Here is a 19,160-nt window from a genome sequence, read left to right on the forward strand (position 1 = left end):
AAATGCCGATTACAAAGATTAAGGAATATAAAATGGCTTTAGCAGCAAAGAAAAAAATTAAAAAAGTAGTACTCGCGTACTCAGGTGGATTAGATACATCAGCAATCATTCCATGGTTGAAAGAAAACTATGAAGGTTGTGAAGTTGTAGCGTTTTGTGCTGATGTTGGTCAAGGCGAAGAAGAATTAGTTGGTATTCAAGAAAAAGCAATCGCTTCTGGTGCTTCTGAATGCCACGTTGTAGATCTTAAAGAAGAATACGTTAAAGACTACATTTATCCAATTCTTAAAACTGGTGCTGTATACGAAGGTCAATATTTATTGGGTACTTCAATGGCGCGTCCCGTTATTGCTAAAGCGCATGTTGAAGTTGCTTTAAAAGTAGGTGCAGACGCGGTATGTCACGGTTGTACTGGTAAAGGTAACGACCAAGTTCGTTTCGAATCTTGTTTTGCTGCATTAGCGCCAGAGCTAACTGTTATTGCGCCATGGCGCGAGTGGGACATGGTTTCTCGTGAAGACTTATTAGATTACTTAGCCGAGCGTAACATCCCATGTTCAGCTTCATTAACTAAAATTTATAGCCGTGATGCAAACGCATGGCACATTTCACATGAAGGTGGTGAGTTAGAAGACCCATGGTGTGAGCCGTCTAAAGAAGTTTGGACGATGACGGTAGATCCAATGGATGCTCCAGATGAAGCTGAGCGTGTTCAATTAAGCTTTGTTAAAGGTGAATTAGTTTCTGTTGATGGTAAAGACTTTACTGAAAATGGTTCTCCAGCTCACGATGCATTAATGTACTTAAATGCTAAAGGTGCTGCACATGGTGTTGGTCGTATCGACATCGTAGAAAACCGTTTAGTAGGTATGAAGTCTCGTGGTTGTTATGAAACTCCAGGTGGCACAATCTTAATGGCTGCATATAAAGGTTTAGAAACCTTAATTCTTGATAAAGAGTCATTAAAATACCGTGAATCAATTGGCCTAGAATTTTCTCATGTAATTTATGATGGTCGTTGGTTTACACCATTAGCTAAAGCACAACTAGCTGGCGCAGCATCTTTTTCTGAGCAGTTAACGGGTGATGTTGTTGTTAAATTATACAAAGGTGTTGCACAAGTTACACAACGTCGTTCACCTAACTCTTTATACTCAGAAGCCTTTGCTACATTTGGCGCTGATGACGTATACGACCAAAAACATGCTGAAGGCTTTATTCGTTTATTCAGCTTGTCTAGCCGTATCACTGCGCTTTCTCAAAAAGGCAGCAAGTTAGAAACTTCTCCTTCAGAAAAAAAGGATAGCTAAGCATGGCATTATGGGGCGGCCGTTTTAAAGGCGAAGCTAGCGTACAGTTTAAAAAGTTTAATGACTCATTGCCTGTGGATTACCGCATGGCAGTGCAAGATATTGTGGGTTCAATCTCTTGGGCAGGTGCAATTCATAGTGTTGGTGTGTTAAACGAAGATGAACATACCCGTTTAGTTGCAGCGCTTAATGAATTAAAAGCGTCAGTTGAAGCGGATCCAGAGCAAATTTTAACGTCAGATGCTGAAGATATTCATAGCTGGGTTGAAAGTAAGCTCATTGAAGCAACAGGTGATTTAGGTAAAAAAATTCATACTGGCCGTAGCCGTAATGACCAAGTCGCTACAGACTTAAAGCTTTGGTGTAAAGAAACGGGCGGCGAATTATTGTTTGCTTTAGTTAGCTTACAGCAAGCCATGTTGGAATTAGCTGAACGTGAAAAAGACACGGTATTGCCGGGGTACACTCATTTACAAAGAGCTCAACCCGTAACTTTTGGTCATTGGTGTTTAGCTTATGTTGAGATGTTTAACCGTGATATTGGTCGTTTAAAAGACGCTTTATATCGTGCTGATACTTCACCATTGGGCTCAGGAGCTTTAGCTGGAACGGCTTACCCAATTGATCGTGATTTGTTAGCGAATAACTTAGGTTTTCGTTGTGCAACACTCAATAGTTTAGATGCTGTTTCTGATCGCGACCATGTCATAGAGCTTCTTTCTACAGCAAGTATCAGCATGATGCATATGTCGCGCTTTGCTGAAGATTTAATATTCTACAACTCAGGTGAAGCCGGTTTTGTTGAAATGAGCGATTTAGTTAGCTCAGGCTCTTCATTGATGCCACAAAAGAAAAACCCTGATGCATGTGAATTAATTCGTGGTAAATCTGGACGTGTTATTGGTTCTTTAGCAGGTATGTTGGTAACAATGAAGGCTTTACCTCTTGCGTATAACAAAGATATGCAAGAAGACAAAGAAGGCTTATTTGACGCTTTAGATACTTGGATCGAAGTTATGCAAATGGCGGTGCTAGTTGCTGACGGTTTAAAAGTTAATCGCTCTCGTACATTAGCAGCAGCACAGCAAGGTTATTCAAATGCGACTGAATTAGCTGATTACCTTGTTGCTAAAGATATTCCTTTCCGCGAAGCACATCACATTGTGGGTGAAGCGGTACTGGCTGCAATTGATGCTGGGCATGCATTAGAAGACTTTACTTTAGCTCAATTACAAGAGTTTAGTGATAAAATTGAAAATGATGTTTATCAATATTTATCTATTGAATCGTGTTTAGATAAACGAGACTCTAAAGGTGGAACTTCACGTATTCAAGTGCAAAAAGCTTTAGATAACAACCAGTCAGGTGAAAACGACAACCTAAGCGCGCAAGTTATTGGTGCTCCAGGTAAAGTGCAAATTCAACATGCGTTAAAACAAGTAACACAACGTTTAAATGCACAGCGTGCTGCCGCATTATCAGTTCGTCGTGCCCGTATGTCTGATGTAGATAAGATTGCTGAACTTGTTGCTTTATGGGCAGATAAAGGTGAGATTTTACCTCGTAGTCGTGACAATATTATTCACGATATTCAAAACTTTGTTGTTGCAGAAATTGATGGCCAAGTTGTGGCAAGTGCGTCACTTTATATCTATCAAACGGGTTTAGCTGAAATACGTTCAGTGGTTGTTGATGCTGCTTTCCATAAGCAAGGTCATGGACAAGCCATGGTGCAATATTTATTAGAATTCGCTTATGAAATAGAATTACAAAAAATTATTGTATTAACTTATGTACCTGAATATTTTACTAGATTAGGCTTTGCTTTAATTGAAAAAAGCTCGTTAGCGGATAATATTATTGAAGATAGTGAACAAAGTCCTCATAAAAATCCTGAAGACGAAGTGGCAATGGAATATATTGTTCAACGCTCATAGCGGAAACAAAAGTAGTAGTGAACCTGTAAATGAATAACGACGATAAAAATAACGTTAAGTGGTTTAGAAATGCAGCACCATACATTAATGCGCACCGTGGCAAAACGGTCGTACTCATGTTTGGTGGTGAAGCGGTAGCACACCCTAATTTTGCTAATATCATTCATGATATTGCTTTGCTGAGAAGTTTAGGGGTGAAACTGGTGTTGGTACATGGAGCTAGACCACAAATTGAAGAGCGTATGCAACTTCTAAATGTTGAGCCTTTAATGGAAGACAATATTCGAATTACCGATGCGGGTACTTTATCTGCCGTTAAAGACGCTACAGGGTCACTACGACTTGATATTGAAGCATTGTTAACTATGGGATTAGTTAATTCTCCTATGCATGGCTCACAAATTAGAGTCAGTACAGGTAATTTTGTTATTGCTAAACCTATTGGTGTAAAAAACGGTGTCGATTTTAAACATACGGGTACGGTAAGAAGAATTGATACTGTAGGAATTAACACGCAACTAGATTTTGGCTCTATCGTATTATTGTCACCTGTAGGTTATTCATCTACGGGGGAGGTTTTTAACTTGTCGTTAGAAGATGTAGCAACACAAACTGTTATTTCTTTAAAAGCAGATAAATTAATTACGTTTACAGATGCTGATGGATTAATGAATGAGCAGGGGGAATTAATCAAAAGTTGTGGTGTAAGTACCGTTAAAGCGTTACTTGATGTAACGGAAGATCCCGTCAAACAATTACTTATGCGAGCTATAATACAAAGTAGTGAAAATGGTGTTGAACGTTGTCACTGCCTAAATTACGAAAGTGATAGCGCATTGTTACAAGAGTTATTTACTCGAGACGGTGCTGGAACATTAATAGCAAAAGACTATCAAGAGCAAATATCTACAGCAACAATTGATGATGTGGGTGGGATTTTAGAATTACTCGCACCATTAGAAGCCGAGGGTATTTTAGTAAAACGCTCAAGAGAGTTACTTGAAGTTGAAATTGAACGCTTTACTGTAATTAAAAAAGAAGACGTTATAATTGCGTGTGCAGCACTTTACCCTTACCCCAAAGAAAATTCAGGTGAGGTAGCTTGTGTTGCTATCCACCCTGATTACCGTAAGGGTAATAGAGGTGTACGATTAATTAATACGATTGAAAACTTAGCTAAAGAAAAAAAATTATCATCAATATTTGTACTTACTACCGTGAGTGCTCATTGGTTCCTAGAGCAAGGCTTTACGGAGCAGTCAGTAGATAGTCTTCCTGAAGATAAAAAGAAAATGTACAACTTTCAACGTAAATCGAAAGTTTTTTCTAAAAATATTTAGATCTTTCTCATTAATAGCAACAGACCCTAATCTAACATATAGCAATATTACTAATAAACTGACCATATTAGTTCAGTTTATTAGTGAAATTGATATTCATAATCAGTATTTTCCATACAAAACTCTATTTTCATCTCTTTTATTTACTAGATTGTTACAACAATGTTACTGTGTACTTGTCTTAAATTAAAGTTTAAGGTCAAATAGTCGAAACAGTAATATTCTGTGAAAGTAGGTTGTTTATGCGTTTTTTAATTTTACTGCTGTTATTAAGTCAGTTTGCTTTGGCAAGCGATTATAAGTTAGGCCCAGGCGATAAGATTCAAATTATTGTTTATGGTGAAGATGATTTAACAGCCAATGTGAAAATTGATAAATCAGGTTTTATCTCATTTCCTTTTTTAGATGATATTCAGGTAATAAATTTATCGGTTAAAGAATTAGAAAAAGTAATATATGATGGTTTGCTGGGAGATTATTTAATTTCGCCACAAGTATCAGTATCTATTTCTCAATACCGGCCTTTTTTCATACATGGTCAAGTTAATAGACCAGGCGGGTATCCTTTTCAAGACGATCTTACGTTTGATAAGGCTATTGCTGTTGCTGGGGGGTTATCATCTAGAGCTTCCTTAACAGATTGGACTATCACTAGAAAAGTGAATGGAAAAACAGTAAAAATAGAAGCTAATGTAGCAACTCAAATATTTCCTGATGACATAATAAAAATAGAGCAGAGTTTTTTTTGAACAATGTGAATAAAGATCAAGAAAGTATAAAAGCGCCTAATGAAGACATTGCGCTAAGTGAAGTACTCAGACCGCTATGGGTTAGGCGTTGGAAGCTTGTATTTTTTACTTTATGTGTAACCTTGTTTTTTTCTTTTTATGTTTCGTTGTTAAAACCAAGTTATGTTGCAACTGCAACTCTACAAATTGGTAATAATAAGCCGAGTAATACTTTATCGATTAATGACGCTTTCAATGAAACGAATGCCAGCGAAGAACAAATTAGAACCCAATATGAATTGTTGAAATCGCGTAAATTTGCTGAGAGAGTCGCGACACGACTAAATTTAGCGCGACATGAAGAGTTTAATAGTAATAAATATAATAATAAAATCCCTTATTTAGCAAATAGGGGCAAAAGCAATAATACACCATCGTTAAGTTCGGTAGTGGGAGCTTTCCAGCAGCGTTTATCAATTGAGCCTATTGGAAATACTGAACTTGTAAAAATCAGCTTCCGTTCATACAGTCCAGAGCTTTCAAAACAGGTTGCGAATCAAATAGGTGAAACATATTTACAATATCAAGATGAGATCCATAGCGCCTCAAAGGAATCTACGTCTCAATGGTTGGTTGATCAGCTTGAGGAATTAGGTCAAAAATTAGAATCATCAGAATTAGCCTTACAAGAATATAGGGAAGCTGAGGGGATTGTTGATATTCAAGGTGTCGTTGGCTTGGTTGCTTCTGAATTAACCGAATTAACTTCATCAGCTTTACAAGCTGAAAAATATAAAGATGACCTTAAGGTTACTTATGAATATATTCAGAACAACAAAGAAAACCTAAGTGGATTAATGGAGTTAAATGAGGTCAGTAGTCATCCAACTTATGTTCAATTACGTCGTTCACAAGAAGTTGTTGAACGAAAAGTATTCGAACTAGCAAAACGGTATGGTCCGAAACACCCTAAGAGAATTGCCGTCGAAGCAGAGTTTGAATCAATAGAATCTCGCATTAATATACAAATAAATGAAATTATCACCTCTATTGAAAAACAATATTCTTCTGCTATTCAAAAAGCTCAAGCGAATAAACAAAGATTAGCTGCAGCTAAAAAAGACTTTTTAAGATTAAGCCGACTTAAAAATAAATTCTTTCAGTTACAGCGAGAGGTGGACACTAATAAAGAATTATATGGCAATTATCTTGTTCGTTTAAAAGAAGCTGATGCAATGGGAAACTATAAAACAAATTTTTATGTACGTTTTATTGATAAAGCTATTTTACCCAAATCTCCAGTAGCACCCAACAAGCGATTGTATGTAGTCATTAGTTTTATACTCTCATTTTTAGCTATTTCAATCGTTGTGATCATGCGTGAATTATTGGTTGATACTTTAAATTCACGACGAAAACTTGATAATTTTCAAGAGGCCCCTATTTTAGCTGTATTACCTAAGTTTAAATTAAAAGCTGGTAGTTCATCTCATTCAGAAGTTAGTGATAACCATTTTACTGAAGCGGTTAGAACTTTAAGAACTTCACTTTTATTTAATGGAGAGAAGAAGCCACCTAAAGTTATCGCCATAACATCATCAGTACCAAATGAAGGAAAATCAACCGTTGCTTTACATTTAGCTCGCTCATTTAGTGAAATGGAAAAAGTGTTGTTAATTGAAGCTGATTTACGTCACCCAACGGTTGCTAAGAATTTAAACTTAGATGTTCACCGCCCAGGGCTCTCAAATTTATTAGCTAAAACGCATCAAATTAATGAATGTATCGTTAGAGATAAAAATGTAAAGTTAGACATTCTAACCTCTGGTATTTCACCCGCTAATCCGCTCGCTTTTTTATCAATGAAACGTTTTAGTATGTTAATTAAAGTTTTTGGTAATTTTTACGATAGAATTATTATTGAAACTCCTCCAGTAAATGCAGTAAGTGATGCAGTTATTATTTCAAAAATTGTTGATAGCGTTGTTTATATTGTTCATGGTTCAAAAACTAAACGAGATCAGATAACTCAAGGTTTGCGTATGCTCAAACAAGTTAACGCACCCATTGAAGGCGTTGTAATTAACCAAAGTGAAAACATTGATACCGATAAATACCAAAATAAATATTACAATGATATGGCTAATATAATTAAACTTCCTATTCGTAAACAGATGTAATCCATTTTACTTAAGTATTGTTATAATTAACGCTGATAAAATTTAGCGTAATATGTATGATACCCACATGAAAACACAATCCCCCTTTTCGGTAAAAAAAACTAACGGCTTTAATGTCGAGTCAGTTGCTTCTATTGCTTACTTTCCTCGAACGAATGAAGACTTGATTGAATTAGCAAACTTACCTTTATCTAATTTTTATATATTAGGTGAGGGTTTTAACACGCTTTTTGTTAGTGATACTGCACCTATTATCATAAAACCTGAATTTAAAGGGGTTGAAATAGATGAACAAGCTGATTGCACTATTGTAAAGGCAGCCGCAAGTGAAAACTGGCATAATTTTGTTGAGTTTTGCATAAGCCGAGGAATTAACGGTTTAGAAAATTTAGCGCTTATTCCTGGAAGTGTTGGAGCTGCGCCTGTTCAAAATATTGGAGCTTACGGTGTAGAGCTTGCTAATTATTGTCAGGAAGTGTTGTGGTTTGATTTTAAAACCAAAAAAAATGTGCTGTATAAACATGCTGATTGTCAGTTTGGTTATCGAGAAAGTATTTTTAAAAATAGACTGAAAAATACAGGTCTTATCATAAGTGTTACCTTTTGTTTTCCTAAAGTTTGGCGTGCTAACCTTTCATATGCGGGCTTAGATCATTTACCGTCTTCTGTTTCTGCCAAAATAGTAATGAATGAAGTCATTAAGGTTCGTCAAACAAAGTTACCTGATCCACACAAATTACCTAATGCGGGAAGCTTTTTTAAAAACCCTGTGATAGAAGCGACTCAATGGAAAATGTTAGTTGCTCAATATCCTAATATACCAAGCTATCCTCAAAGTAACGGTAAAGTAAAAGTGGCCGCAGGCTGGTTAATAGAAAAAGCCGGTTTAAAAGGGTATCAATACCAAGGGGTTGGCGTACACGAAAAACAAGCTCTAGTGTTAGTTAATTATAATACTGAGCAGGGTAAACACATTGTTGATTTAGCAATACATATAACTAATAAGATTAAGTCAGTATTCAATATTTATTTAGAGCCTGAAGTGAGAATGGTTTTCCCGCAAGGTGAAATGAATTTAGCAGAGTATAAAAATGGCTAAAGCAATTAAAGAATTATTAATTAATAAACTCGCTGCTGGTGAGTTTATTTCCGGACAAGCATTAGGTGAAGAAATAGGTGTGAGTCGAACAGCTATATCAAAACAAATTAATAACCTTTCAGAAATGGGATTGGATATTTTTAGAGTAACAGGTAAGGGCTATAAGCTTGTTACTCCTATTGAACTGTTAGATAAAGAGTTTATTTTACAGCAATTAATAGCCAATAATATTCATTGTATCGTTGAAACACATAATATTATTGATTCAACTAACGATTATTTAATGCGTCGAATTCCTAATCATGTCCAAAGTGGGCAAGTATGTATTGCCGAATATCAGAGTGCAGGTAGAGGAAGAAGAGGAAGGCAATGGATATCACCTTTTGGTTCGCACATTTATATGTCAATGTATTGGTTGCTTCCTCAAGGTATGACTGCTGCAATGGGGTTAAATACTATTGTAGCGTTAGCAATTAGTGATGCTATCGCTTCCCTTTATCAGATTAACGTTCAGTTAAAATGGCCAAATGATATTTATATTAACGGTTTAAAATTAGCGGGTATTTTAATTGATCTAGAAGGTACACCTAATGAGCCATGTCATGCTGTTATTGGTATAGGGCTCAATTTGAATATGCCAGATAAAAGTGGAGAAAAAGTTGATCAACCCTGGACAGACTTACAACAGCATACTTCAAAAATAATTAATCGAAATGAATTAGCCGCCACTATCATTCAATACTTAACATTTCGTTTAGAGCAACATAAAGATTCAGGCCTAGAACAAGTGGTAAATGAATGGAATCAACAAGATTACTTTTATGATCAACCTGTAACATTAATAACAGGTAATAATCAAACCCATGGCATATGTAAAGGGATAAACGAACAAGGAGCCTTGTTATTATCTGTTGATAACAATATTAAAGTCATTTACGGCGGTGAAGTGAGTTTAAGAGGTTCGAAATGATAATATTGGTTGATATAGGTAATACTCGGACTAAGTACCGAATAGAAGATATTGATATTAAAAATAAACGGATTGTTATTGAAAATAACCAAATTACCAAACAGTGGTTAACAGAGTATTGGGGGAAGGCGAATCAGATCATTGTTGGTAGTGTTAAATTAGGTGCTCTAACCGATTTAATTGCTACATGGGCAAAAGAAAATCATTCAAAGATATTTTTCATAGAAAGTGAAAAAGAACGATTTGGTATAATAAATAGCTATGAACAACCCAAGTCGTTGGGGGTTGATCGTTGGTTAACCTTAGTAGGTGCGTCGGCACTATTTCCAAAAACAGGCGTTGTTATAATTGATGCAGGTACAGCAACAACTTTTGATGTATTAGATCAAGACGGAAAGCATCAAGGAGGGTGGATATTATCAGGAATTGATTTATTACTTGCTCAACTTAGCAGTAATACATCAAAAGTTAAATTTGATGTCAGTGATTCAGCAGATACAGCATTTGGAAAAAGCACTTCAGAGTGTGTTAATAATGCTGCTTGGGCAGCCACTATTGCTATGATTAACTCAGGAATAAAAATAGCAGAGCATACTCAAGAGATAAAACATTGTATATTATTAGGAGGTAATGCAGAACGGATATTACCTTTTATTGAATTCCCAAAGGTTGAAATTATTCACGATCTAATATTTGAAGGCTTAAAGCGTTATTCAGCATAGAGGAGTAGGTGTTTTTAACGTTAATATGGATAAAAAACCATCAAACCTTAGTTAAACCTTAAACAAACATAAAAAAACATGAATTTTTTTGTTTTTTTCTATTGCAAGGTGGAAAACATTGCTCTAGAATTCGCTCCACTTAATGTAGTGCCGACTTAGCTCAGTTGGTAGAGCAACTGACTTGTAATCAGTAGGTCGCCAGTTCGACTCCGGCAGTCGGCACCATTAATACTTTTTATTTTATACGGATAAAAAGTAAATAAGAATTTGGAGGGGTTCCCGAGTGGCCAAAGGGATCAGACTGTAAATCTGACGGCTCAGCCTTCGGTGGTTCGAATCCACCTCCCTCCACCATTTTTAACAGAGATAAACTGATAGAGTTTAGCGGGTGTCGTATACTGGCTATTACCTCAGCCTTCCAAGCTGATGAAGCGGGTTCGATTCCCGCCACCCGCTCCAATCTTTAAATCGAATGCTGATATGGCTCAGTTGGTAGAGCGCACCCTTGGTAAGGGTGAGGTCGGCAGTTCGAATCTGCCTATCAGCACCATTCAAAGATTACTTCTATTAATTTATCTTAAACCATTAAACTTTTGTTAATCTACCCAAGGTATTTTAAAATGGCTAAAGCAAAATTTGAACGTAATAAACCACACGTAAACGTCGGAACAATCGGACACGTAGATCACGGTAAAACAACGTTAACAGCTGCAATCTCTGCGGTATTAACGAAAGTACACGGTGGTGAAGTAAAAGATTTCGCACAAATCGATAATGCTCCAGAAGAGCGTGAGCGTGGTATAACAATTAACACATCTCACATCGAATACGATACAGAAACACGTCACTACGCACACGTAGATTGTCCTGGCCATGCTGATTATATTAAAAACATGATCACAGGTGCAGCACAAATGGATGGAGCAATCTTAGTAGTTGCTGCTACAGATGGTCCAATGCCACAAACACGTGAGCACATCTTACTTTCACGTCAAGTAGGTGTACCATTCATCATCGTATTCATGAACAAATGTGACATGGTAGATGACGAAGAATTATTAGAATTAGTAGAAATGGAAGTTCGTGAACTTCTAAGTGAATACGAATTCCCAGGTGATGACTTACCAGTAATTCAAGGTTCAGCTTTAGGCGCACTTCAAGGTGAAGAGAAGTGGGAAGCTAAGGTTATCGAACTTGCAGAAGCACTTGATACTTATATCCCAGAGCCAGAGCGTGCAGTTGATGGAGCATTCATCATGCCTATCGAAGATGTATTCTCAATCTCAGGTCGTGGTACAGTTGTAACAGGTCGTGTTGAACGTGGTATCATCAAAGTAGGTGAAGAAGTAGAAGTTGTAGGTATTCGTGATACACAAAAATCAACGTGTACAGGTGTAGAAATGTTCCGTAAGCTTCTTGACGAAGGTCGTGCTGGCGAGAACTGTGGTGTACTTTTACGTGGTCTTAAGCGTGAAGACGTAGAACGTGGTCAAGTACTATGTAAGCCTGGTTCAATCTCACCACACACTAAATTCGAATCAGAAGTATACGTGTTAAGTAAAGATGAAGGTGGTCGTCATACTCCATTCTTCAAAGGATACCGTCCACAGTTTTACTTCCGTACAACAGACATCACAGGTGCAGTAGAGCTTCCTGAAGGTGTAGAAATGGTAATGCCAGGCGACAACTTGAAGTTTGTTGTAGAGCTTATCAACCCAGTAGCGATGGACGAAGGTTTACGCTTCGCTATCCGTGAAGGTGGTCGTACAGTAGGTGCTGGTGTAGTATCTAAAATCATTGACTAATATCGTTTAATCGATTGTTAATGTAGAAAGGTCGCGCAAGCGGCCTTTTTTGTATCTATAGTTTTCTAAGTGATACATGACGCATAACGAGATCCCATGCGTATAATGGTGAAAAGCTACCAGTATAGCGTTGCGTTGTAAATTTACAGGTTTAATGCTAATTTAAATCGATTTTGTATAGTTAACTAAAGAGTAAATATGTCTGAGAGCAATAAAAAAGAAAAAACTGACACTGAATTTGATAGGCGAAGCTTTTTAAATAAATACGGGAAGTTAGCAGTGTTAACACCTGTTGCCGTGACGAGTCTAATGAGCCCCGCAACTTCTGCGGCACCGAAATCATGCAGAGGTAATGGCAATAAAAAGTGCTAAGTTTATGTCAAAGATCTTTAACATAGTAATAAATCAAGCTATCTCTATCACCCTTTTCCATGTTTAATTTTACATTAGCTATTGTTACTTATTAGCTAAGATGGAATTCATGAATATACAAAAAATTCATTTAAACACTTCATTTTTATCTATGTATATAGAAAATGAACAGGGGCTTATTTTTGACCACCTTAAAAAAAGCTTATATAGCATATCCCCCGTAATAGTTGCGTTTATATTCGCGATAGATGAAAACTTGTCTGAGTCGGAAGCTATTGACGATGTGTCACAATATTTTAATTTTTCGCCAACAGATTTAATTTTTTATTATCAAGAAGCAAAATTGTTCTTTTCAAGCAGTAAATTCCCATTGAACTATATAGATAGTAGGTATCCTGAATTAACTAAATTGAGTGGGTATTCTAAGTTTGACGATCAAAAAAATGCAAAATCTTACACTGTTGGCGACTCATCATTTTCGATAACGTGTGAAAACCTATCTCTATTTAAAATAATAAATTCATTACTGCAGCCCATTGAAAAAAAATTAGATAAAGTTCATTTTCAAATTTTTATTAAAAAGTCAGTTTCTGATGACAAATATTTTGATGTTTTTTGTAATGAGCTAATTATCGAAGAACGACTCTTATTTCAAGAAGTACTTCCTTTAATTATTGACCGTATGCAAATTCTTACATTTCAACAGAGTGATTATTGCTTTTGTTTTCATGGTGCGGCCATACAAACATATGAAGGTGTCTTACTGTTGCCAGGGGTGTCAGGTGCAGGTAAGTCGACGTTGAGCGCTGTACTTGCAAGCAAAAGCAATAAGATTTATTCAGATGAATTGATCGTTTTAGATAAACATTTTAACGTTAACGCATTAAAATTACCTATTGCGATAAAGTCAGGAAGTTGGGATGTATTGTCTAAATATTACCCTCAGCTGAGCGAACAACCTGAATTTTTACGACTGGATGGTCGTAGATTGAAATATGTATGGCCAAATTCTTTTGCTACAAACATAAAGCAAAACCTTAAGCAGAAGTATCTTATTTTTAATCCAAAATTTAATAGTAAATCTCAAGCATCAGTAAGTCCTGAAAAACTATCGATAATAGATACAATCACTATGTTAGTTGAGGCTGGTTATCAGGTAGGTATTGAATTAAACGAAGAAAAACTAGAGTCTCTGTTAACTTTCATGGAAAGAGCCTATCGTTATCGCCATACATACAATACAAGTGCTCAAGCCGAGCTAGAGATAAAGAGGTTATGGGAAAGGCACTATGAATAACTTTTATAAAATTACTCAACAGGTTTTTTTTGATCTATCAACATGGTTACTTCACCCTGATAAATATTCAAGTGAACAGTTATCCCGTTTACAAAATGAAGAAGCATATTTGCCTATAATTTCTTTAGCTCATCAATATTGGTTAGTTGGGCCATTAACAAATAGACTAAAGTCTGCTGATGTCTGGAGGAAGCTTCCTGAGAAACTTCAAAGCTATTTAATTGATATTGAAAAACTTTATCTTAATCGAATAAATGCTATAAAAGCAGAAACTATTTTTGTAAGTCAATTATTAGTTGATGCAAATATTAAAGTTGTTGTGATAAAGGGAGCTGCAAGCATATTTAATGGCGTTGCAGATCCTATAAGTAATCGTTATATGAAAGATATTGATATACTCGTACCTGAGCAACTTCAGCAAAAGGCATATAATATACTCAGAAAAAATGGCTATAAAAAAGATATAAATTATTTTGATGTTAATGCTTCAGATGCACATCATGCCCCACCATTATTAAAAAATAATATTTGTTATATTGAACTTCATCGTTGGGTAGTAGCAAAACACTTAAAGAAAGTTTTAGAAACTGATAACGTATGGATAACCACAGTACCGCTTCATTTAACGGATGAGTTAATTGTAGAACAGTTAAACCCAACCAACCAAGTTATACTTTCGATAGTGCATAGTGAAATCCAGAATGGAGGATTTGATCAAAAACACATAGACTTGCATCAAATGTTTAATTTATTGACTATAGTTCAACACTTTTTTGGGAAAATTAATTGGCAACTAGTTAAACATTGTTTTGAAAAGTCAAACCAAGAAGATGTATTGACGACTACATTATATGTTTTATATCGTTTGTTTGAATTAGAAACCCCCATCACAAACAAACAAAGTATTTATGCTCAAAAACATTTTGATGAATGCTTAAGGCGCTATGTAAAAAATCAAGGAAGAAATAGTGGTTTTAGCGTGATTATGGAGCAATTGTATGGATATAAAAGCAGAAATATAAACTTGATGTACGGAAAAAAAGGTATTTTGGGTTATCCTATAGGAGTTATGAAACACCTATTTTTTCATTTTAGGAAAGTGTTTAGTTCCCCCCATATAAAGTCGTATGTTTTGAGAGTCATTAATAAAAGGCAGCATTCAGATGTTTCTTAGCTGTAATTTATATGAGCTATTTAAACGGAAGACGATAGAGGAATATTGTTTTTTATTGGATTTTGATATCAATTATCGAATATAGCTTGAGTAAAATCATTGACTCAGTATAATAGCGCCTCACTTCTAGAGTCTCTCTTAATTCCAAATAAACTAAGAATCACTCGATAAGTGCAGCTATTTAACAGTAAATTGTTGAATACAAAAGGGGTATAGTTCCAATTGGTAGAACAGCGGTCTCCAAAACCGATGGTTGGGAGTTCGAATCTCTCTACCCCTGCCAAATTTGATAAACATGTAAATGTTTGAAGTAAAATCTCTTTTGAGATTATTTCGTCTTAGTTTAGACGCGTAATTACAGGTTAAGAATATGAACGTAAGTACTGAAAGCCAGCCTAGTGGGTCTTTTGATTTTTTGAAATGGGGCTTAGTTCTCATTCTATTAGCAGGTGCAGTTGCAGGAAATTATATCTTCGGTGAAGAATCTGTTCTTTATCGTGCAATCGGTGTTGTAGTTGCTATTGCCGTTGCGGGCTTAATTGCTATGCAAACTGAAAAAGGGCGCTCTGCTGTTATTTTTGCTAAAGAGTCAAAAACAGAGATACGTAAAGTTGTATGGCCAACTCGTCAAGAAGCTATTCAAACAACAGCTATTGTACTAGTGGCGACACTTATTATGTCTATTGTAATGTGGGGCTTAGACTCAGTATTATTCTGGGTGGTTGGTTTTATTACTGGTTTAAAGGTTTAGATGATGACAGAAGAAAATTTAAACGAAGAACATGTTCCAAGTGAAGAAGAAATTGCAGCTGAAAATGCTGAGATAGAAAGAAGAAGTCATTTGCGTTGGTATGTAGTACAAGCTTTCTCTGGTTATGAAGGTCGTGTTCAAAAAACATTAATTGAACATATTGAAATCAATGGCTTAGAAGATAAATTCGGTCAAATCTTAGTGCCAACTGAAGAAATCGTTGAAATGCGTGCTGGACAGAAGCGTAAAAGCTCTCGTAAATTCTTCCCAGGTTATGTTCTAGTACAGATGGCTATGGATGAAGAAGCATGGCATTTAGTGAAAAGTGTACCTAGAGTATTAGGTTTTATTGGCGGTACGAGCGATCGTCCAGCCCCTATCACTCAGAAAGAAGCTGATCGTATACTTCAGCGTTTAGAAGATACTGATAAACCTAAACCTAAAACATTATTTGAACCAGGTGAAGTTATCCGCGTTATTGATGGTCCATTTGCTGACTTTAATGGTGTGGTAGAAGAGCTTGATTATGAGAAAAACCGAATTAAGGTGTCAGTACTTATTTTTGGTCGTTCTACACCAGTAGATTTAGAGTTTGGTCAAGTCGAAAAAGGCTAACATTAAACACTATAATATTTTTAAAAACCAAAGCAATGCTTTGGTTTTTTTGTTTTTAGAAGTAGTAATACCCTTCATAATAGAACTGTTCTGTTTAAAATAAAGGAAAACGGTCAAAGACAAAGTCTTTTATCCATTCTCTGTTAATTCAAACCTCTAAATTAATAATAGTTTAAAGGCGTTTTCAACTAGCAAAATGATCAATCTCTTAGTGAATATAGTAAAAGTTATAAATCGCTTGAATTTAGGCCGTTGATTAATATATAATCCGCTGCCGATTTTTTTTAAACTCAAGTAGTTAAATATTAAATATCGGTATTTTTATAACGGGGAGCTAGTTCAATTAAAGTAATTAGCGTTAGAACCCACACTATAGGTATTGAAAAATGGCTAAAAAAGTCCAAGCTCTAATCAAGCTACAAGTTGCTGCTGGTGCAGCAAACCCGTCACCGCCAGTTGGTCCTGCATTAGGTCAACACGGTGTAAATATAATGGAATTCTGTAAAGCGTTTAACGCAAAAACAGATTCATTAGAAAAAGGCGCTCCAGTTCCAGTAGTTATTACTGTATACAGTGACCGTTCTTTTACATTTGAAACAAAAACTCCACCTGCTTCATTCTTATTGAAAAAAGCGGCTGGTATTAAAAGTGGTTCAGGCCGTCCTAACACTGAAAAAGTTGGTACTGTTACAACAGCACAACTTGAAGAAATCGTTAAGACTAAAGAACCTGATTTAACTGCTGGTTCACTTGAAGCTGCAGTGCGTACCATTGCGGGTTCTGCTCGTTCAATGGGTTTAGTGGTAGAGGACTAATCAATGGCTAAATTATCAAAACGCGCTCGTCTTATCCGTGAAAAAGTAGACGTATTAAAAGAATATGAAATCAGCGAAGCAATTGCTTTATTAAAAGAATTTGCTACTGCTAACTTCCGTGAAAGTGTTGATGTTGCTGTAAACTTAGGCATCGATGCACGTAAATCTGACCAAAACGTACGTGGCGCAACTGTGTTACCAAACGGTACTGGTCGTGATGTTCGTGTTGCTGTATTTACACAAGGCGCTAACGCTGAAAAAGCTAAAGAAGCTGGTGCTGACATTGTTGGTATGGAAGATCTAGCCGAGTTAGTTAAAAAAGGCGAAATGAACTTTGACGTTGTAATCGCTACTCCTGACGCAATGCGCGTTGTTGGCCAATTAGGTCAAATTTTAGGGCCACGTGGTTTAATGCCTAACCCTAAAGTAGGAACTGTAACTCCTGATGTAGTAACTGCTGTTAACAATGCAAAAGCTGGTCAAATTCGTTACCGCAACGACAAAAACGGCATTATCCATACTACTATTGGTAAAGCTGATTTTGAAGAAGCGCAATTACAACAAAACCTTGAAGCATTATTGGAAGCATTGAAAAAAGCTAAACCAGCAAATGCTAAAGGCCAGTACATTAAGAAAATTTCTGTATCAACTACTATGGGTGCCGGTGTTTCCGTTAGCCAAGCAAGTTTAACAGTATAATTTTCAAAGCGCCTATTTTTAGGTGCTTTACAAGGGGTAGATTATAAACTATAATCTCGCCCCTTAAATTTTGGTAGATGTTGTTGATTTTAGCTATACAAAAATCAATGACCTCGTCAAAGACCGTAGGTGCTTTGTTGATACTTAGCTTAATTAAATGCCTACGTAGATGGTGATTACCCAGTATTTCCTAATTCTGGTCCTCGCCGTAATGGCCTGTAATTTATTAGTACTAAATAATAAATTACAGGGATAGTAAATACCGGCTTAGCCGGTGAACCAGGAGTTAAAGCCAATGGCTATCAATCTTGATGACAAAAAAGCAATTGTTGCTGAAGTTCAAGAAGCTGCTAGTGGCGCTCAATCAGCTGTAATCGCAGATTCTCGCGGTGTTTCAGTTGAAGCAATAACGACTTTACGTAAAGAAGCTCGTGAAAACGGTGTATGGATGAAAGTTATCCGTAATACGTTAGCACGTCGTGCTTTACAAGGTACTGATTACGAATGTGTTTCTGATACATTAGTTGGTCCATCGTTAATTGCATTTTCAAACGAGCATCCAGGTGCTGCAGCGCGTTTATTTACAAACTTTGCGAAAACTAATCCAGAGTTTGAATTAAAAGCAGCGGCATTTGAAGGTAATGTAGTTGATGTACAGGTACTTGCAAAACTACCTACATACGACGAAGCTATTGCACGTTTAATGAGCGTTATGAAAGAAGCATCTGCTGGCAAATTATGCCGCACGATTGCTGCAGTACGCGATCAGAAAGAGCAAGAAGCTGCCTAATTATTGTTTATCTTTTATATATAAGAAAACAATTTGCACTTTTTGTATTTATAGTTATTTATAACAATCATGAGATTGTTACTTAAACAGGAAATTTATAATGTCTATTTCTAAAGACGATATCCTAAACGCTATTGCTGAAATGTCAGTAATGGATGTAGTTGCTTTAGTTGAAGCAATGGAAGAAAAATTCGGCGTATCTGCTGCTGCTGCTGTTGCAGTTGCTGGTGGTGATGCTGGTGGTTCTGCTGAAGAGCAAACTGAATTCGACGTAATCTTAACAGGTTTCGGTGAGAAGAAAGTTGCAGTAATCAAAGCGGTACGTGGCGCAACTGGTCTTGGCTTAAAAGAAGCTAAAGACTTAGTAGAGTCTGCACCTAAAGCACTTAAAGAAGGTGTTGAAAAAGCTGAAGCTGAAGAACTTAAGAAAGCTCTTGAAGAAGCTGGTGCTTCTGTTGAGATCAAATAATCTGTTTTTAAATAGATTATTTGCCTGAAAAGGCAATGGCTGGTGATTTAAAAGTCACCGGCCTTTTTGCGCTAAAGAAAGTGGGTT

At 36.3% G+C, this 19,160-nt stretch carries 18 protein-coding genes and 5 tRNA genes; all 23 read left to right on the plus strand.

All coding sequences use genetic code 11. From position 1 onward, the window contains the following. Positions 1-32: 32 nt before the first annotated feature. The 23 genes from ACM9HF_RS15605 to rplL all read left to right on the plus strand — a co-directional run bounded on the left by ACM9HF_RS15605 (position 33) and on the right by rplL (position 19,073). The gene (locus tag ACM9HF_RS15605; RefSeq protein WP_473610954.1) at positions 33-1,310 is read left to right on the plus strand and encodes an argininosuccinate synthase; all 1,278 of its coding nucleotides are present in this window, start codon (positions 33-35) and stop codon (positions 1,308-1,310) included. Positions 1,311-1,312: 2 nt separating this feature from the next. Next, on the plus strand, positions 1,313-3,247 hold the full coding sequence (argH, locus tag ACM9HF_RS15610; protein WP_473610958.1) for an argininosuccinate lyase: 1,935 nt from the start codon (positions 1,313-1,315) through the stop codon (positions 3,245-3,247). 29 nt (positions 3,248-3,276) lie between these two features. Continuing rightward, complete coding sequence (gene argA / locus ACM9HF_RS15615) at positions 3,277-4,587, plus strand: amino-acid N-acetyltransferase (RefSeq protein ID WP_473610962.1); 1,311 nt, start codon at positions 3,277-3,279, stop codon at positions 4,585-4,587. Between the two features lie 242 nt (positions 4,588-4,829). Beyond that, positions 4,830-5,336 carry a polysaccharide biosynthesis/export family protein gene (locus ACM9HF_RS15620; RefSeq protein ID WP_473610965.1) on the plus strand — a complete coding sequence of 169 codons (507 nt, stop codon included), beginning with the start codon at positions 4,830-4,832 and terminating at the stop codon, positions 5,334-5,336. A gap of 5 nt (positions 5,337-5,341) precedes the next feature. Next, positions 5,342-7,495, plus strand: coding sequence for a GumC family protein (locus ACM9HF_RS15625; protein WP_473618318.1), 2,154 nt, complete (start codon positions 5,342-5,344; stop codon positions 7,493-7,495). A 67-nt stretch (positions 7,496-7,562) separates the two neighbouring features. Further along, positions 7,563-8,594 carry a UDP-N-acetylmuramate dehydrogenase gene (murB, locus tag ACM9HF_RS15630; RefSeq protein WP_473610968.1) on the plus strand — a complete coding sequence of 344 codons (1,032 nt, stop codon included), beginning with the start codon at positions 7,563-7,565 and terminating at the stop codon, positions 8,592-8,594. Further along, entirely contained in the window at positions 8,581-9,564 is a 984-nt protein-coding gene (gene birA / locus ACM9HF_RS15635) for a bifunctional biotin--[acetyl-CoA-carboxylase] ligase/biotin operon repressor BirA (protein WP_473618319.1), read from the plus strand. Before murB ends, birA begins: the two co-directional genes overlap by 14 nt. Then, positions 9,561-10,286 carry a type III pantothenate kinase gene (locus ACM9HF_RS15640; protein WP_473610972.1) on the plus strand — a complete coding sequence of 242 codons (726 nt, stop codon included), beginning with the start codon at positions 9,561-9,563 and terminating at the stop codon, positions 10,284-10,286. Before birA ends, ACM9HF_RS15640 begins: the two co-directional genes overlap by 4 nt. 149 nt (positions 10,287-10,435) lie before the next feature. Next, a tRNA-Thr gene (locus ACM9HF_RS15645) sits at positions 10,436-10,511 on the plus strand. Positions 10,512-10,555: 44 nt separating this feature from the next. Further along, positions 10,556-10,640 (plus strand) — tRNA-Tyr (locus ACM9HF_RS15650). A gap of 30 nt (positions 10,641-10,670) precedes the next feature. After that, positions 10,671-10,745: transfer RNA gene (locus ACM9HF_RS15655), tRNA-Gly, on the plus strand. 15 nt (positions 10,746-10,760) lie between these two features. Further along, positions 10,761-10,836: transfer RNA gene (locus ACM9HF_RS15660), tRNA-Thr, on the plus strand. Between the two features lie 70 nt (positions 10,837-10,906). Then, positions 10,907-12,091, plus strand: coding sequence for an elongation factor Tu (gene tuf / locus ACM9HF_RS15665; protein WP_473610976.1), 1,185 nt, complete (start codon positions 10,907-10,909; stop codon positions 12,089-12,091). A 198-nt stretch (positions 12,092-12,289) separates the two neighbouring features. Further along, a complete protein-coding gene (locus ACM9HF_RS15670) occupies positions 12,290-12,463 on the plus strand; it encodes a hypothetical protein (RefSeq protein ID WP_473610981.1) in 174 nt (57 codons plus the stop codon). A gap of 109 nt (positions 12,464-12,572) precedes the next feature. Further along, complete coding sequence (locus ACM9HF_RS15675) at positions 12,573-13,760, plus strand: hypothetical protein (RefSeq protein WP_473610987.1); 1,188 nt, start codon at positions 12,573-12,575, stop codon at positions 13,758-13,760. Further along, on the plus strand, positions 13,753-14,934 hold the full coding sequence (locus ACM9HF_RS15680) for a nucleotidyltransferase family protein (RefSeq protein ID WP_473610991.1): 1,182 nt from the start codon (positions 13,753-13,755) through the stop codon (positions 14,932-14,934). Before ACM9HF_RS15675 ends, ACM9HF_RS15680 begins: the two co-directional genes overlap by 8 nt. A 206-nt stretch (positions 14,935-15,140) precedes the next feature. Continuing rightward, positions 15,141-15,217 (plus strand) — tRNA-Trp (locus ACM9HF_RS15685). Positions 15,218-15,304: 87 nt separating this feature from the next. Continuing rightward, on the plus strand, positions 15,305-15,685 hold the full coding sequence (secE, locus tag ACM9HF_RS15690; protein WP_473610995.1) for a preprotein translocase subunit SecE: 381 nt from the start codon (positions 15,305-15,307) through the stop codon (positions 15,683-15,685). A 3-nt stretch (positions 15,686-15,688) separates the two neighbouring features. Then, positions 15,689-16,300: a transcription termination/antitermination protein NusG gene (gene nusG / locus ACM9HF_RS15695; RefSeq protein ID WP_473618320.1), complete on the plus strand. Its 612-nt coding sequence runs from the start codon at positions 15,689-15,691 to the stop codon at positions 16,298-16,300. 386 nt (positions 16,301-16,686) lie between these two features. Then, positions 16,687-17,115: a 50S ribosomal protein L11 gene (gene rplK / locus ACM9HF_RS15700; protein WP_033092461.1), complete on the plus strand. Its 429-nt coding sequence runs from the start codon at positions 16,687-16,689 to the stop codon at positions 17,113-17,115. Positions 17,116-17,118: 3 nt separating this feature from the next. Continuing rightward, on the plus strand, positions 17,119-17,814 hold the full coding sequence (rplA, locus tag ACM9HF_RS15705; RefSeq protein ID WP_077343591.1) for a 50S ribosomal protein L1: 696 nt from the start codon (positions 17,119-17,121) through the stop codon (positions 17,812-17,814). Positions 17,815-18,109: 295 nt separating this feature from the next. Continuing rightward, on the plus strand, positions 18,110-18,604 hold the full coding sequence (gene rplJ, locus ACM9HF_RS15710) for a 50S ribosomal protein L10 (protein WP_473611001.1): 495 nt from the start codon (positions 18,110-18,112) through the stop codon (positions 18,602-18,604). 100 nt (positions 18,605-18,704) lie between these two features. After that, complete coding sequence (gene rplL, locus ACM9HF_RS15715) at positions 18,705-19,073, plus strand: 50S ribosomal protein L7/L12 (RefSeq protein WP_076421056.1); 369 nt, start codon at positions 18,705-18,707, stop codon at positions 19,071-19,073. Positions 19,074-19,160: the final 87 nt, after the last annotated feature.

Source organism: Colwellia sp. RE-S-Sl-9 (genome assembly GCF_048296855.1).
Taxonomy (GTDB): domain Bacteria; phylum Pseudomonadota; class Gammaproteobacteria; order Enterobacterales; family Alteromonadaceae; genus Pseudocolwellia.